The 16,554-nt window shown below is 57.2% G+C and carries 13 protein-coding genes and 2 pseudogenes; 6 read left to right on the plus strand and 9 right to left on the minus strand.

Annotated features, from left to right (window positions below; genetic code table 11):
• Positions 1 to 112 precede the first annotated feature (112 nt).
• Positions 113 to 1,246, minus strand: a complete 1,134-nt coding sequence (locus tag FHW77_RS18750) for an ROK family transcriptional regulator (protein ID WP_044459921.1) — start codon at positions 1,244 to 1,246, stop codon at positions 113 to 115.
• A 288-nt stretch (positions 1,247 to 1,534) separates the two neighbouring features.
• Here FHW77_RS18750 and FHW77_RS18755 point away from each other — a divergent pair, with 288 nt between their 5' ends.
• From FHW77_RS18755 to FHW77_RS18770, 4 genes are all read left to right on the plus strand, one after another.
• The gene (locus tag FHW77_RS18755) at positions 1,535 to 2,527 is read left to right on the plus strand and encodes an ABC transporter substrate-binding protein (protein ID WP_182590662.1); all 993 of its coding nucleotides are present in this window, start codon (positions 1,535 to 1,537) and stop codon (positions 2,525 to 2,527) included.
• A 110-nt stretch (positions 2,528 to 2,637) separates the two neighbouring features.
• Entirely contained in the window at positions 2,638 to 3,723 is a 1,086-nt protein-coding gene (locus tag FHW77_RS18760; RefSeq protein ID WP_111813964.1) for an ABC transporter ATP-binding protein, read from the plus strand.
• Positions 3,720 to 5,405: an ABC transporter permease gene (locus FHW77_RS18765; protein WP_100911445.1), complete on the plus strand. Its 1,686-nt coding sequence runs from the start codon at positions 3,720 to 3,722 to the stop codon at positions 5,403 to 5,405. Before FHW77_RS18760 ends, FHW77_RS18765 begins: the two co-directional genes overlap by 4 nt.
• A gap of 80 nt (positions 5,406 to 5,485) precedes the next feature.
• Positions 5,486 to 6,445, plus strand: coding sequence for a hypothetical protein (locus tag FHW77_RS18770; RefSeq protein WP_182590663.1), 960 nt, complete (start codon positions 5,486 to 5,488; stop codon positions 6,443 to 6,445).
• A gap of 152 nt (positions 6,446 to 6,597) precedes the next feature.
• On the opposite strand, the gene FHW77_RS18775 is transcribed toward FHW77_RS18770, so the two are convergent.
• The 6 genes and pseudogenes from FHW77_RS18775 to FHW77_RS18795 form a co-directional block, all read right to left on the minus strand.
• Positions 6,598 to 7,161 carry a flavin reductase family protein gene (locus FHW77_RS18775; RefSeq protein ID WP_182590664.1) on the minus strand — a complete coding sequence of 188 codons (564 nt, stop codon included), beginning with the start codon at positions 7,159 to 7,161 and terminating at the stop codon, positions 6,598 to 6,600.
• Positions 7,162 to 7,172: 11 nt separating this feature from the next.
• On the minus strand, positions 7,173 to 7,508 hold the full coding sequence (fdxA, locus tag FHW77_RS18780) for a ferredoxin FdxA (protein ID WP_004438973.1): 336 nt from the start codon (positions 7,506 to 7,508) through the stop codon (positions 7,173 to 7,175).
• Positions 7,509 to 7,611: 103 nt separating this feature from the next.
• Positions 7,612 to 8,211: a superoxide dismutase gene (locus tag FHW77_RS18785; RefSeq protein WP_182590665.1), complete on the minus strand. Its 600-nt coding sequence runs from the start codon at positions 8,209 to 8,211 to the stop codon at positions 7,612 to 7,614.
• Positions 8,212 to 8,401: 190 nt separating this feature from the next.
• Positions 8,402 to 12,370, minus strand: a complete 3,969-nt coding sequence (locus FHW77_RS18790) for a putative Ig domain-containing protein (protein WP_502709248.1) — start codon at positions 12,368 to 12,370, stop codon at positions 8,402 to 8,404.
• A gap of 117 nt (positions 12,371 to 12,487) precedes the next feature.
• Positions 12,488 to 12,889 (minus strand): annotated as a pseudogene (locus tag FHW77_RS27065) (CLIPPER-2 domain-containing protein); the annotation flags it as partial.
• 172 nt (positions 12,890 to 13,061) lie between these two features.
• A complete protein-coding gene (locus FHW77_RS18795; RefSeq protein WP_111813957.1) occupies positions 13,062 to 13,631 on the minus strand; it encodes a TetR/AcrR family transcriptional regulator in 570 nt (189 codons plus the stop codon).
• Between the two features lie 47 nt (positions 13,632 to 13,678).
• On the opposite strand from FHW77_RS18795, the gene FHW77_RS18800 reads away from it, so the two are divergent.
• Entirely contained in the window at positions 13,679 to 14,206 is a 528-nt protein-coding gene (locus tag FHW77_RS18800; RefSeq protein ID WP_112416264.1) for a dihydrofolate reductase family protein, read from the plus strand.
• 40 nt (positions 14,207 to 14,246) lie between these two features.
• On the opposite strand, the gene FHW77_RS18805 is transcribed toward FHW77_RS18800, so the two are convergent.
• On the minus strand, positions 14,247 to 15,314 hold the full coding sequence (locus tag FHW77_RS18805; protein WP_182590667.1) for a linear amide C-N hydrolase: 1,068 nt from the start codon (positions 15,312 to 15,314) through the stop codon (positions 14,247 to 14,249).
• 140 nt (positions 15,315 to 15,454) lie between these two features.
• Between FHW77_RS18805 and FHW77_RS18810 the strand changes: the two genes are divergently transcribed.
• A complete protein-coding gene (locus FHW77_RS18810; protein ID WP_182590669.1) occupies positions 15,455 to 16,255 on the plus strand; it encodes a hypothetical protein in 801 nt (266 codons plus the stop codon).
• A gap of 100 nt (positions 16,256 to 16,355) precedes the next feature.
• Here FHW77_RS18810 and FHW77_RS26585 read toward each other — a convergent pair.
• A pseudogene (locus tag FHW77_RS26585) lies at positions 16,356 to 16,554 on the minus strand (BID domain-containing protein); the annotation flags it as partial.

Consider the following 16,554-nt stretch of genomic DNA (forward strand, 5'->3'; position numbering starts at 1 on the left):
GGCCGTCCCGGCTTACCGTGAGGGAGGGGCGGAATAGGCGGGTTCGCTCCACAGTAGGCGCCGCGGATCTTCGGCGGCTCTTATTGGGCAGACGGCTACCGGCTAACAGCGGCTAAGCCCATCCCTTCAGCGCCCTACCTGAATAATAGCTGGGCGTCGTGGCACGGTAGATCGGTATGCTGGCTGCACCGAGATGCGGCAAGTCACTCATCATCGATTTGCGTATTTCGGGGGGCTCCACGAAGAAATCCTCGCCAAGCATTTCCAGCGACCCGATGCGCTCCACGATATGGTCGAGAATCCAATTGGGCAGTGATCCGCCAAAAATGATGGCGCCGGGATCCATCGTGCGGGCGACGGTCAGAGCCAACACCCGCAGCTGGTCCGTTGCCCGTTCAAGCCAGGTAACCACCGCCGGATGGTCGCGATAGCTTTCATCAATATCCCTTAAGCGCCGGACACCCACCCCGTGGGCTGCGAGCGTGTCGCAAAGATCCTGTCCGGAGGGACGAGGATGTGATTTGGGAAACAGGCCACCAAACTCGCCAGCATTTCCGTTCGTGCCGCGATAAAGATGACGCTGCACCACGACGGCGCCGCCGATACCATATGTCAACCAGATCATCGCAAAGTTACGGATACTGCGGCCCGCACCGTAATAAAGCTCTGAGAGAATGACGGTGTTGCCGTCGTTTTCATGAAAGACCGGGAAATCGAAATAGGGTTGGAAGTCCTTTTCGACGTCTATATCGCGCCAGTTCTCGAACTGCCTGATGCGAAACACATGGCCTCGATCGCGCTTGAAGTGGCCCGGAAAGCTGATGCCGCAACCCAAGACATCCTTCTTTCTTATTTTAGCCTTTTCCAGCACTTGGCGGGAAGCCCTTTCAGCCATTTCCATGATGTGTTCGAAACTGTGCCCTTCGAGTTCGGACCGAATTTCCTGCCTGATCGTGCCGTTCAGATCGGCGATACAAACACGCAGATCGTCTGGATTGAAATAGACCCCCAGAGTGAATAGTCCATTCGGGTTTATTTCAATTGCCGTGGAGGGTTTGCCGCGCTTGCCGCCACTGCGAGCTTCCTCCGCCTCGAGGATCAGGCCGGATTCGAGAAGATTTGCGGTCAGGCGTGTTAGGGTCGGTGCAGAAACATCCATCTCGCGTGCCAGCTCGATACGCGACATGCCTCCCTTTCCGCGCAAGATTTCAAGCAGTCGCCGCTCATTGTAGCCGAGGTCGATCAAACCATTCTCCTGCGAGACGTTACGCCGGATGAATAGCGCAAACCAAGCGGTTGTACAGCAAATTTCGATGAGTCAGAGGCATATCGAGCCAGTATGAGGCGAATTGAGTTTCCCTAATTCCCCGTTTTATCAATGAACTAGGGCCTTCAGGAATTTTAGAACCAATCGCCGCTTGACTTATTAATTTACGTAAAGAAAATAAATATCAGACAACGAGCAACGACACCAAAAATAGCAAGAACCTGTCGCAAGTCCTCGTCTGTCAAGGAACAAAAAACGGAGATCCTCATGCGTCAATCATGCACTATTTTCGCGCGCCTTTTTACTGGCGCAGCATTCCTAGCAAGCGCCGCACTCGCCCACGCACAAGGCACTGTCGTGTTGTATTCGGCAGCGCCGCAGCAGCTCATGGACGAGTTGTTGCCAATGTTTGAAAAGAAGACCGGCACCAAGGTGGAGCTTGTTAAAGCTGGATCCGGCGAGCTGATGAACCGCATTAAGGCAGAAAGCGGCAAGGCGGCGGGCGACGTGATCTGGAGCGTTGACGGCACCGTCATCGACTTCTCCGCTGATCTTTTCGAGCCTTACAAGCCTGTCGAAGCGGCCGCGATCAACACAGCTTTCTCGCCGAGTGCGAACTGGGTGCCTTTCACAGCTGTCGTGACAGCCTTCATTGTCAACAAAGAGGCTTTGAAAGGCGCGCCGGTTCCGACGTCCTGGGCCGATCTCGCCAAGCCTGAATATAAGGGCCTGATCTCCTCGGCTCGCGCTGATCAATCTGGTTCAGCATACATCCAGATGGCAACTGTCTTGCAGGACTTCGACAGTGAGGAGAAGGGCTGGGAGATCTATACCGGCATCCTTGGTAACTCTGTCCTATCCACCTCTTCCGGCGCCGTTCCACGTTTTGTCAATGATGGCGAGCAGGCCGTAGGCATTACGCTCGAAGATGCCGCTCTGCGTTACAAGCTAGGCAGCGCTCCGGTCGAGATTGTCTACCCACAAGAAGGCACGGCAATAGCGCCCGATGGTATGGCGCTCGTCAAGGGTGCGCCGAACGCCGAGAACGGCAAGGCTTTCATCGATTTCATCGTGTCCAAGGAAGCGCAGGAAGTCGTGGTGAAAGCCGGCCGTCGGTCGGTACGAACCGATGTTCCGGCAAACGCGGCACTTGTTCCGCTCTCGGATGTTCCTGATGCGAAATACGATTTCAAGTGGGCTGCCGACAACCGATCGCGCCTGATGGAAAAATGGAACGAGATACTTCTCGACGTCCAGTAAGAGCATAGGGCGGCGCGTCACGCGCCGTCCCCCCTCTACTCGTTCACATCCACATTTTCATTCCGTCCACCGTGGTCGCGCGCCGCGCAGGATATATCTTGGAGCAGCACATGGCCGCCGTTGAGATTAACAGCATCAAGAAAAGCTATCGTAATGTCGTTGCACTTTCCGACATCAGCATCTCAATTCCTTCGGGATCATTTTTCACGCTGCTTGGCCCGAGCGGTTGTGGAAAGACCACCCTTTTGCGCACGATCGCCGGGTTTCACCAACAGGACAGTGGCAGCATCAGCATCGAAAGACAGGCGATTGAGCATGTGCCCGCCCATAAGCGTGATGTCGGGATGGTGTTTCAGGATTATGCAGTTTTTCCGCATATTTCCGTGTTCGATAATATTGCCTTCGGTCTGAAGCAACGTAAGGCATCGTCAGCCGAGATCCGCGAACGAGTCGCCAAGATCCTCGATATCGTGCAGCTTGCTCCGTATGCCAAGCGCATGCCGCACGAGCTTTCCGGCGGCCAGCAGCAGCGTGTGGGCCTCGCGCGCGCACTGGTCATTAATCCCAAAGTGCTTTTGATGGACGAGCCGCTATCCAACCTCGACGCCAAACTGCGCGTGGACCTGCGGCGGGAACTGCGTGAAATCCAGCAGGCCATGAACATCACGACGGTCTATGTTACCCATGATCAGGAAGAGGCGCTCGCCATGTCCGATCTGGTTTGCGTCATGTATGGGGGAGTAATTCAGCAGGCTGCGCCACCCTGGGAAGTCTACAATAATCCCTCTAACCGTTTCGTCGCGTCTTTCGTTGGAGCCAATAACTTCCTGACGCTTGATCGCACGGGCGGGCAGATATTCCTGTCAGGCCACAAGGTTGCACTGCCGCAAGCGGATGCGATTTCACCGGAACGGAAGGTCGTCGCAGCGATCCGCCCCGAGGCGATTTCAGTGGGTCTTTCCGCGATCTCTGCCCAAGACCGCATCGACCTGCCCGTGACCATCCGTCAGGTCAGTTTCACCGGACGTGAAATGAACGTGGCGGCCGTACTCTCCTCGGGTGAAGAGATCGAGGCAATCACCAAGCCGTCACCAGAGATCATCGCCCTTGAGCCGAACCAGAAGACAACCTTTTCCTGGCGGGCGGCCGATACTCAGCTTTTCGGTGAAGGTGTGACGGGGGAGCGCTTGTCATGACGGATATGACCGCCACTTCAACGCCTGGAGGTTTCCGCCTGCGGCTGCCGGGTTTCTGGACAAGTGTCACGGCGCTTGCCGTGATCTTGCTGGCAATTTTCCTGATCCTTCCGATATTCAGTGTGTTTTTCATCAGCTTTTTTGATGCGAAGACCGGTGCGTTCGGGCTCAGCAACTACGCGGAGGTGTTCACGCGCCGGTTTTACACCGTGGCCCTCTGGAACACATTGCTGATCGGCGTCCTGGGCATGCTCGGTGCCTGTCTTCTTGGGATCCCGCTTGCATTTTGCACGTCGCGTTATCGCATCAAGGGACGCACATTCATCGCGACCTTTGCAGTTCTTGTTCTCTGCGCACCGCCTTTCATCGGTGCTTATGCCTGGATCATGCTGTTCGGTGCCAACGGTGCGGTCACCAACCTTTTGTCTTTTGCCGGCATCTCATTGCCAACGATTTATGGAATACCCGGCATCGTCATGGTCTTCAGCCTGAAGTTCTTCCCCTATATCTTCCTGATGACGGAAAATGCCCTGAACACCATCAACAAGTCTTATGAGGATGCGGCGGAAAACCTCGGCTGCACGGCGTTTGAGCGTTTCCGCAAAATCACCTTGCCCCTTGTTTTTCCAGCAGTCAGCACAGGTGCGATCATCTGCTTCGTGCTTTCCATCGCCGACTTCGGAACACCCGCCATTCTCGGCAAGGGCATCAGGACGCTTTCGACGATTGCTTATGCGCAATATACCTCCGAAATGGCGGGCACGCCGACCATGGCCGTCACGATTTCAATGGTAATGATCGGGATTTCCATGGCAGCGCTTCTTCTCCAGCGGCACATTCTCGCCAAGCGCCGTTACGCCAGCTCCCTGACCAACCGACCCGTTAAGCAGTCGATGCGCCCGCTGAAGTCATTCATCGTTCACGGTTTCTGCTATCTGGTAGTGTTCATTGCCATGCTACCTTCTCTAACGGTCATCTATACATCTTTCCTGGCGACGAACGGCCCCGTCTTTTCCGGTGGCTTCGGGTTTGACAGCTATGCTCGCATCTTGAGGGATTCCCCTCAGGCCATCGCCAACAGCTTTACCTTCGCACTGGCCGCAGTGGTGCTTATCGCGGTCGTCTCCGGACTCCTGTCCTTTATTGTCGTTAGGCGTGATAATGCCATTTCCGGCTCGCTCGATCTGTTGTTGATGGTGCCGTATCTCATTCCGGGCGTCGTTATGGCGATCGGTTACGTCACGACGTTCCGATATCCTCCTTTCGATATCACCGGGACGGCGCTCATCATCATTCTTCTGGTGTTCATACGCCGGCTGCCCTATGGCGTCCGATCCACGACATCGATCCTCAGGCAGATCAAGCCATCGATCGAGGAGGCGGCGGTTAATCTTGGAGCTTCACCCGCAAAGACATTTCTGTCGGTGACGGTGCCATTGATGTTGCCAGGCCTCATCATCGGTTCGCTGATGAGCTTCATCACCGCCATCAACGAACTTTCCTCGACGCTGATCCTTTATACGGCGCGCACGATTACCATGCCGGTCCTGATCTACATCCAGGTAATCGACGGTGAATTCGGGACTGCGGCCGCGCTTTCGACCGTACTATTGGTTAGCACCGGGATCTGTGTCTTCGTCGTCTTTCGCCTTTCGGAAGACAAGGAAGCTTCCTTCGTCTGACCTCTTACACCCCAGTAAAGATAATAGCTGCGGTGACCGACGTGTCGCCGTCCGCTCCCCTCTGCAAGGAAATCAACAAAATGAATATCGCGAGCTTTTCGCAATCGAAATACAAGAACGCCGCAACGCCGGGGGACGACGTGGCAGTTCTTCTTCCCGGCCGGGTTCTGGCTGTTTTCGACGGTGCGACCGATCCGACCGGAGCAAGTTACGACGGGCTGAGTTCCGGCCGTATCGCCGCACTTGCCGCAGCAAACGCGGTCGCCGAGATGAGCATAAAGGGCACCTTGCAAAGCTGTGAGGCGGCAGCTCTGTTTCAAAGTATCAGCGACCTCCTGAAATGCGAGGCGAAGCGCATCAATGCAAGCCATCCGCCATCCACAACGCTCGCGATTGTCGCAGATCTGGGTGACAGTTTTCGCCTGCTTCTGGCCGGGGATTCTGGTGTGCGTATCAACGGTACCCGCCTGCTGCAGCACGCCAAGCTGATAGACAAGGTCAGCACGTCGGCGCGAATTCATGTTTTCAAAGGGCTCCTGGCGACACATGGGGACGGCGATGCTGCTGAGGCAAAAACCCGCGCCACCATATTTTCCGGCCTTCACGCTGCTGTTAAAGCTAGTATCATGACGATGCCGGAGGCCGAAAACGTCGTCGCCGCCGCCGCTGTCGCAAGCGGCCTGCAAAACGACATCGACGCGGTCGAAGAGTTCCTGATGGGCGGCATTCGTGTCCAGCCACATTATGCAAACAGGCAGGGCCATGTTCTCGGTTACGCGTCGATCAACGGTGGGCAGGTGATAGGGGAGGGCTTGGTCGATCTATCCCTCGCCAAGGACACGGTCACAAGCCTCGAAATCTTCTCCGATGGTTATCTGTCATTGCCGACCGGTGTAGACATTGCCGATTGGGAGGCGGAATTTGCCCGCGTCGAGGCAGTGGATTTTCACAAGCTCGACGAATTCCCATCCGTGAAGGGATCGACATCCAACGAGTTCAGCGACGACCGGACGGTAATATGCCTGAAGACTCAATCATAAATCTGCCGCGGCAGGTATTTCGTCGCTGGCTGTGTTCCACCAGGTTGCAAATCCCATGATTGACTGCCGGGCTCTCGCCACTTCGTGGGGTGTTAAAGCCTTCTGAAAGACGCTGTGTATCTGAGGTCGTCGCGGGAAAACCCTTGATAGAGTTAGCTCCTCATCTCTGTGCCGGCGTAGGAGCGATCGCTCCAAAGCAGGGCTTTGCGTGAGGGATCCGGGATCGATTCGGTGATGGCGCCAACGAACAGGATGTGGTCGGCGGCATCAACGGAGCCGACGAGCTCGCAATCAAGGGAGAGTAGCGCCCCGGCAAGCCGAGGGCTTCCTGAAGGCCAGGAATCCCACTGGCCGATCGAAAACCGATTCGGCAGGTTTCCCTTCCCCGCGAAAACGTCGGCGATCTCTTCCTGGCCCCTGGACAGCGCGGCAACAGAAAACCGCCGGCTTGCGGCTATGAGGTCGACCATACGGCTGCTGGCGTCGATGGAGATCATCAGAAGCGGTGGCTCCGCGCTGAGCGGCATGAAGGAGGTGACCGTGCGTCCGATCCGCTCACCCCCATGGGCGGATGAGGCCACCGCGACGGTGAAGGCGAGGGCGCTCATCGCGTCCTTGAACTCACGTGGTGAGACTGTCGGCGTAGCGGAGGCTTTCAGCGGAAGATGCGCGTGATTGACCGCACCGCCATCGATGAGCTTGAGAGTATGAGACATGCGACGCCGGGCTAACCGCCCGCTCCCGGATTTTTCGAAAAAATGGAAAACTTGGCCGCCGCGCCATTCATGATATCGGCATTGTCTGGCGGCGCTCTCTTTTGATGCACGCGCGGCCAGATGCCGGAATAGTGGCGGTTAAGGTCGAGCCAGACGTGCAGTCCCGGCTCCGTATCTGGCCTGATCGCTGCGGCGGGGCACTCTCTCTCGCAAATGCCACAGTCGATACATTGATCGGGATGGATGACGAGCATGTTCTCGCCTTCATAAAAACATTCGACCGGGCAGACGTCCACACAGTCCATGTATTTGCAAGCGATGCAGTTTTCGGTGACGACATAGGGCATCTGGGTGCTCGAACGGAATGGCAGCCGGACGGCGGCTGTCCGGCTGCGCCTGAGCCGACGGGCCGCACGAGGTAGCGGCGCCGGCCAGATTGGTTCAATCAGATCAGAGACGACCGGCGACCGCCTGCCAGTTCACTAGATTATCGAGGAAGTTCTCGATATAGGCCGGGCGCTTGTTGCGGAAATCGATGTAATAGCTGTGTTCCCACACATCGCAGCCAAGAAGCGCCTTCTGTCCGGAGCACAGTGGATTGACCCCGTTTTCAGTGCGGGTAATTTTCAGAGAGCCATCGGTATCAACCACCAGCCACGCCCAGCCGGAGCCGAACTGGGAAGCGCCGGCAAGGGCGAAATTCTGCTTGAACAATGCTACCGAGCCGAAGGACTGTGTCAGCGCCTCTTCCAGCACCTTGGGCATCGCATGATGCTCAGGCCCCATGATTTCCCAGAAGAGAGTGTGGTTCCAGTGCTGGGAGGCGTTGTTGAATATGCCGGATTGTGCCACCGCACCCTTCTCATAGGCGCCTCGGACGATCTCTTCGAGGTTTCTGTTTTCCCACTCGGTCCCTGATATCGCCTTGTTGAGATTGTCGACATAGGCTTTGTGATGAAGATCATGATGGAACTTCAGCGTCTCCTCGGACATCCCCGAGGGGGCGAGCGCATCATGGGCATAGGGCAGGTCGGGAAGCTGGAAAGCCATGGGGTATTCCTTTGTCAACTGTTCGCTCAAGAGCATGAAAGAGCCTTGCGAAAACAAGGTGACCGTACTTCTAGGACCTCAATCGCGATTGAGGTCAAGCGGTTTTTTGACGCCATGCCAACGGCGTGCCGCCGTACTGGTGAGGCAGGCCAGCCAACGGGACGGCGCTTCGGTTTGCTTGCCTTTGCGCCTAGAATTTCTTGCTGACGCCAAGTTTCGCGCCTGCTGATGCTTCCCCATCGCCCTCTATGTTGAAAAGGAGTGCTGCATCAAGCGACCAGTTTTCTGCCGTCTCCATGGAAACACCCGTCGTGAGGGAGCCAAATGCGCCAGATCCGTCAAGACTTGAGACACCGACAGTACCCCCGAATCTCGGTGTGACGATCGAGCCGTTCTCAAGCGCAATCTGACGGGCCACCTCCGCGCCGAGGCTGACGCGGAGCTGTTCTTCGCGGAAACCTTCCAAGTCTATTCTGTCGCCGGCATCATTCCCCACGGCGTAATCGTCAACTGTCTCGGAAAAATAGACGCCACGAAGTTTCGGCGTGAAAGTCGTAACGTCATCAATATCCCATCGACCGGAAATCGACGTGTCGAACAGCCAGCGTGTGGTATCGAACGACCCGTCCCAGAAGGGCGTATCGATGTCATTTGCGGACCCTCCATAAAGAAGGCTACTGTTCCAGAAAATTCCCTTAGCGATTTCGAGCGATGCGTTCGGGCCTAGGAGCCAGCCGTTGCCGGTCAGTTCATTGTCACCGTCGGTGGGGTCGGTCATCCGGTCGAAGTGAAACGAGAAGCCCAGCAGAGCTTTGTCGGAAAGCAGATAGTCCACGCCGGCCGAGACCATGGCGAAACTGCCCCATTTGCTGCCCGATTCATCACGATTGTGAACGAGAAACGTACCGTCCAGCCAGATGTTGAAGGCTGGCAGTTCGCTCTCCGTCACTCCATCGGACCTTTCGCGGGCAGCTTCAATCTGGGCGAGGCTGGTGGAAAAGCCGAGGACCATCCCTTCACCGGACGGTGTTGCGCGGGAGGTGACGGCCTCCGTTGCACTGGCCATCTGCCGGCGTTCCAGAAGGCCCGGAACCTTGATGGTTGAAGCAAGAAGATTCTGTCTTGTGCTGACGAAACCGTGCACGAGGCGGTCTATCTCTCGTTCGACCGCATCCTCGTTATATGTCTTGATATCGTACGTGATTGTCGCCTCGTTTGACACTCCTGTTGCGGTTTTCAAACGGAAGCCGACCCTCGCGGCGCCCTTAAACGCAGGGTTCGGTACGAATTTCAGATATAACCCCGTCGACTGGACCGGGCCAGCCTGCGCGAACTCGCCATATACGATAGACGCCTGCCCGGCACCTTGTGGAGTGACATACGTCAGATCGGCGCCCGTGAATGGGCCTCCCGTGGCTTTTGCGGTGAGATTGACATTTTTCGGTGCCCCGTCTTTCACCTCGATCAGCTGATCTTCGACACTCACTTCACGTGGGGTCACCTTCAGCGTATAGCCAACAGAAAGCGTGCTTCCGCGCGCATCCCGCACCTGGATGGTAAAGGTGTAATCGCCTTCTGTCTCGGTTTCGAGCGGCCCGGTCAGTTCGCCTGTCGACACGTTGAGCACCATTCCGCGTGGCAACGTTCCGCCGGTGAGACCGTAGATGAGCGGCGCGGTGCCGCCAGAGGCAGTTATGGTCTGGCTGTAGGCTTCACCCGCCATCGCATCTTTCAGTGCACCGCCGGCGGGCGAGAGTGAAAGCGCGCCGGGAGGTGGCGTTACCGTCAAGGTAATGGTGGCGGTGGAACTGCCCGACGAATTGCTGACGGTATAGGTGATGCTGTCGGTACCGGAGTAGCCGCTTGCGGGACTGTAGGTGAGACTGGTTCCGGCCACCGTTGCCGTGCCATGTGACGGGCCAGCGACGAGGACCAGCGTGTCGACCCGGCCTCCGGAAAGGTTTAGCGGGACAGAGTTACCGGTACTGTCAGCAGCCACGGTCACTGCGCTGTCGGTTGCGACCGGGGCCTGCGCCAGCACGGCGATGTTGTAAATCGCCGACGCTACTACATCATCTGCGTCTCGCACCGTGACACTGAAGCTTGCGACGCCCTCCGCCGTCGGCACGCCAGCGATTTCGCCCGTTGCTGCATTCAAGCTCAAGCCGCTCGGAAGCGTGCCGCCGACTGCGTACTGATAGGGTGCACGTCCACCTGAAACCGAGATGATGGCACTGTAAGGTACTGCAGTAAAAGCATCGGCCAGTCGTCCGGGAGCGGGCGAGAAAACCAGCGTCGTTGCAGTCACATTGATGTTGACCGTCGCCGGTGCCGACGGACCGCTGACATTGGTCGCAGTGTAGGTAAAGCTGTCGTGGCCGGTATAGCCCGGCGCCGGCGTGTAGCTGATCGTGGTTCCAGTTGCGGTCGCCGTTCCATGCGCCGGTACAGTCGCAACATTAACCGTGGTCGCTGCGCCGCCCGTTATGTCAAGGGGAAGGACGTTGTTGGATGAATCCGGCAGGATCGTGACCGAAACATCGCTTGCAATCGGCGCCGCCGGGTTGACCGTGAAACTACGCGTGACCTGCGTTGCGGCGAGGTAATCGTCGTTACCTGGCTGATCCGCGTTGATCGTGCACGTGCCGGTCGACACAAATGCCAAGATGCCGGTCGTTGTAACCGTGCAGACGGCTGTGGTGCTGGATGTGAAGACAGGCGTCAGGCCGGAATCGCTTGTCGCTGTCAGAGTGGGCGTTGTACCGAATGTCTGCGTGCCGGGATCGGTGAACGTTATTGTCTGGGCTGCACGCGGCGTAACGCTGTTTGATGACGCCGAGGGAGAGCCGGCCCCCACACTGTTTTCGGCTGTCACCGTAAACGTGTAGCTTTGGCCGTTTGTCAGGCCGTTAACAATGATTGGACTGCTCTGTCCCGTTACGGGCATGACGTCCGCCGGGCTTGCGGTGACTATGTAGGACGAAATAGAGGTGCCGCCGGTTTTCTGCGGAGGCTGAAACGATACCGATGCCTGCGTATCGCCAGCGGTTGCAGAGATGCCTGTCGGCGCATCGGGAACGGTGGGGGCGACGTTGATGGAATAGGCCCGGCTACCTGTTTCGCCATTTGCATCCGTTGCGGTAATGGTAAAGACCGTATTCTCTGCTGCTAACGGCGTACCGGAGAGCACGCCAGCGGACGACAGTGTCAAGCCATACGGGAGAGTCCCCGCGGTTACCGAAAGGACTAAGGGGAGAGCGCCACCCGAGGCCGTCAGTGTCTGGCTGTAGGCGGTATCGTAGGTTGCCGCGGAAAGACTGGTCGGATTGATTTCGATGACGGGAGCGGCGATTGCCATCGAATAGGATTGCGAGCCTGTACCGCCCGTGGAATCCGTTGCGGTCACCGTAAATGGGAAATTGCCGCTTCGGGTAGGGGTGCCGCTGAGTTCCCCGCTGGTTGTCAGCGAGAGACCGGGCGGAAGCGAACCAGCCGATACCTCAAAAGTGTGTGGCGCGGTGCCACCACCCGCGGAGAGGGTAATCGGCCCATAGGACTGCTGATAAACAGGGTTTGAAATCGTGACCGGCGTAATTCTTACCGGGTCATAGGTCACACTGTTGTCTGAACTTGTGGACGCTTCGTTTGGAAGCCCCGCCGGCGTCATCACGCTTCCGGCCGCAATTGCTGCAGTGACGGTTCCGGCGCGGCTCATTCCGGTTACCGCAACCCGGTAACTTGGGCCTGAGCCCGTGATCGCGACATTGGTCGCTCCTGCGGTGCCGGAAAGCTGAATGTCGGCTGCGGAAAAACCGACGATCGGCTTGTCAAAAACAACATCAAACAGGATTGGAGAGCGAGAGGTCGGATCTGCCTGAGTGGCGGCCTGATTGATCGTCACCGTTGGATTAGTGTCCACCGTATGGCTTGAGCCGGAACCTGTACCCGTGCTGCAACCGCCGCCGCCTGAATAGGATGCGTTTACCTGATAGGTGCCGGACGCAAGGGTCGTCGTACGAAATGTGGCGGACGACGCCGGGCTGACTGGCCCTGTCGGCGACAGGCCGAGATTTGCAGATTGCGAACCGATGGAAATGTTGACGCTGCCTGAAGGTGATTGGCCGGCGTTGCAACCCATCGAGGAGACCGTCGCGGTCACGGCGACTTCTTGTCCGGGTATTGAAGGATTTGGCGACGATGTCACCGAAATGACAACGGGTCCGCCATCAACTGCTCGAACGACAGTCGGATTACTTTGGAACGACACAGGGATGCCGCCAAGTCTGAGGCCGGTGAATGAGGCTAGTTCCGTGAACTGGCCGGACATGACATCCATAGCATCCACTTGATAAGTAGCCGTGCAGAAAAGCTGCGCTCCGGTTCCTGTTGGGCTGTTGAATGGGTTACAGGAGATGTCCCTTTCCTTGATGGACGTCTTAGCGGGATCTAGCGTTGTTAAACTGTATGAGCCGGTGTCAATGACGAAGTCAAAGCGGACGGTGTCGCCGACCCGAGTGAACGTGTCGGGAGTGGCCGTCATCGAAACAGATTGAGCGAGGCTGGCCGTTACCGAAACGGTAACGAGCGCCAGGGCAAGCGAAGCCGCCGTCAGTATCCCGTAAAAACTCGACGCCGCACCACGGGCAACGTCACTCCACCAACTACGCCCGCTGCCCATATGCCCCCCAGCATTAGAATGTGCGAATATGCGAGACTTTGCTAGAGATGATTGGAGGTGGGAGTCAACCTCTGCTTGAATAAATCACAGGTGCTTCTTGTTATTTGCGGACAGCGTGTCGTTTTTGCCCCATCTGAAGGCGAAAAGTCGGTGCAACGATGAGGAATTCCGTTCACCGCCCGGCCCGTTCCACCATATCCACCCAATCCTGAAGCGCTCTTCGAATTGCCGAATCCGCGTCTTCACCGCGGGTGAACGCCCACCACGTGTGCGCGCCCTGCCAGACGGCCGCCATCTGCCAGCCGAGGCTCGCTGCGGTTTTTTCATCTTTCGAGACCCGACGCCCCAGCGATTGTGCGAGAATCTTGCCCCAGAGGGCACCTTTCGCCCTGAGTTTCGGATTGCGGATATCTTCTCTAAGCAGCAGTAGCCCGTCACAGGCGTTCTGTTCTGCAGCGTCACCCGGCATAAGCCGCATCAGCAGGGATATCGCGCCCTGCGGCGTCAACGGCTCCTCGTCGTCCGCTGTCCGCGTCTGCGCCAGCAGGTTGTCCCATGCGCGCATCAGCACAGACTCCACTAGGTCTTCGCGGTTGCCGTAGCGCTGTACCAGCGTAGCGGCAGAGAGGCCACTGGCTTTGGCGGCGGCAGCAAAGGTCAGGCCGTCAGGCCCTGTCTGCAACATCAGCGGCAGCAAGGCGTCAAGCACCTCTTCATCGGAAACAAGCTTGTGTCTTGGCATGAGGATATTTATAAACGTATATTCATTTATAAATCAAGGAGGATGAAATGGCGGTCATTCGCGGATATATTGCTACCAGTCTGGACGGCTTGATCGTAGCGGGAGACGGGTCTCTTGACTGGCTCTACAAGTATGACGACATGAACCTCGGCGAGCATGATTATCGCCTGTTCCTGAAGGGGATAAGGACCGTGGTCATGGGGCGGGCGACCTATGATTTCATTGCCGGGGAGCAGAGCCCCTGGGCCTATGACGGCCACCGTGTCATCGTCGTCACGTCGCGGCCGATCGAGCAGCCGAAAGGCGCGCTGGAAGTGCGCGCCGACCTGGATTCGCTGATCGAGGAACTGCGTGCTCTCGATGACGGCGATGTCTGGATGCTCGGCGGGGGCCGGCTGCAGATGGCCTTCATGGAGCGCGGCGCGCTGGATGAGATCGAAATATATGTGATCCCGGAAATGCTCGGCTCCGGCCAGCCGCTCTTTCCTCTGACCGGTTATCGGGCAAGCCCGACGCTGATAAGTGCAACGGCAATCGACAAGGGCTGTGTGAGATTGCATTACCGCTTTTCATGACGCTCCGGCGACCATGGAACCGCAGCGGCCAGGATGAGACTCAAAGCCCCAGGAATTTGAAAGGTTGAGCCTCCTTCAGGCTGTCATTCGCCATGCCGGAATAGATATGGATCTGGTTGGCGCCGAGGTCGAGTTTCTTCACTGCACCCGTCTCTTTGGAAAGATCGAGCTTCGTCAGGTCAATCCAGAAAATATTCGGTGTCAGTGCGGATTCGAAGAAATAAAGCTTGCGCTTGTGATCGATCACCGTGCGCCAGCGGGTGGAGGATATGTTGGGCTGGTCCGGGGTCGTGATGCCGTAAGGAACGGAGACGTTGCGGATGACACTGAATACGCTTGCGATGGCTTCGACCGGGTTTTCGCTTTTGGGTATTGCGTTTGCGTAAAAGGATGCGCGGGCAAAACGGTCGGACGCGCGGTTCGTGCCCGGCAGCATGACGGTGCCGCCAATCTGCTTCCAGTATTCGTTCAATGCCAACTGATGGTCGAAAGTCGGCGAATTGGTCATCACCTGATACTGGCGCCCGTGATGGATGACCTGCTTGCCAACGATATATTCAACGATCGCACTGTCGCCACTCCCATCGGAGAGCGATAGATGCAGTGTCGCCAGACGCTCTTCGCCGGGGACATTATCAGTCACGATCGTGAACGGGTTTTTCTCGAGCGCACGCACCGCTTCCTCCACGGTCGCGAAATTGTCGAGCACATATTGCGCCCATGCTGCGATGGACAAGCCCGGAGATTTCCCGTCATAGACGGGATAACTCGACTCAACGAGCCAGAGAACGTTGGCCGCCAGGCCTGCCTCGTTCACGCCGTCCGTCGTGGAAATGTCGTAACCCGATGCAATGACGCTGCCATATTTCGAGGTCCATTTTATGGAATTCGGACCGGCCTCACCGGAACGGTCCATGCCGCGGGGGAAAGCCCAGATATTTGTCCCCACATCCGTTTTCCAGTCCATCGAACGGGCCGTCATTACCTGATTATTTTCGCCCAAATAAACGAAACGCGTGCAGGCTTCCGCAACTGACGTGGTGAGCGTGGCAATGGAAACCATGGCGGCGGTGAAGGCAGAGAAAAGCGGCAGGGTCTTCGGGCGCATTTAAACGTCTCCGGTGCTTTCGGTACAAGATACAGCGTATGATAGAAGATCGGACTTGTTGGCGGGAGTCAAATAGGTTTAGCTACGGGCAATTAGTCGGGGAGAAGGCATTGCTAAAATATTCGGTTTTTGCGGTCTTTATGGCCTTTTCCGCAACTGCCGCCTCAGGCGCGGATGAGGTTCGTGCCGCGCCCGCAACGGTTGATGGAGCCGATTGGGCGTTTCAGGCCACGGGTTATCTGTGGGCCACTGGTTTGAACGGCAACATCTCGCCGTTCCGGCGGGCGCCCACGCTTCATGTCGAAAAATCCTTCTCCGACGTGATGGAGGATCTCAACTTCGGCGGGTTTCTTAACGTCTGGGGCCGTTATGACCGCTTCGTCCTTTCCGGCGACATCATGTATGTCGATACTACGGACAGCAAGGCGGCCGGGCCGCTGCCAGCGTTGCAGATTCCCGGTTTACCAACCTTGCCGGCCGGCGCTGCAATCGATGCAGATGTCGACACGCAGGAATTCATGGCGACGCTGCAGGCCGGGTACCGCATCGTTGACGCAGATGGATTTTCGCTGGACGCGCTGGCCGGGGCTCGCTTCTGGCATATTTCCAATGAGGTGGCGGTGACCGCCAGCCATCCCCTAATCGGCAGCGTGTCCGCCACCCACAAGGAAAGTTTTGGCTGGATAGATCCCGTCATCGGCGCACGCGCTTTTTTCAGCCTGACGGATAAGCTGTCCGTTCAGGGGCAGGTGGATATCGGCGGCTTTGGCGCGGGATCCGATCTCACCTGGTCAGCCTTGGCTACGGTCAACTACATCTTCACCGACACATTGTCCGTCTCGGCAGGCTATAAGGTGCTCGATGTCGATTATTCAGGCGATGGTTATGTTTTTGATTCCCGATTGAGCGGGCCTGTGATGGGCCTAACTTACCGGTTCTAGTCATTGTTTGTCTCAGTCTCAGCCATAATGGGTCCACGGCCCAGAAGACGGAGGCGACCGGCGCAACAGCTAGTTAATGCTATGTAGCAGTCAGCGCTAGCTAACGGCTCCATCCAAGCCCGCGAGACCGGTTCATTTGCTGTTTCAGCGTATGGTCATGACGAAGCTCGGCATGCCGTGTACGATCCACCATGCGTGCGATTTCCTCGATCTGCTCGGCGTGCTTTGTGAGCTCGGGACGTGTCTCCAGCTCCTCGGCGAACCTGCGAGGATCGGAGCTTCCGAACCGCTGGGTGAGC

It is taken from the genome of Agrobacterium sp. RC10-4-1 (genome assembly GCF_014138475.1).
Lineage (GTDB): Bacteria > Pseudomonadota > Alphaproteobacteria > Rhizobiales > Rhizobiaceae > Agrobacterium > Agrobacterium pusense.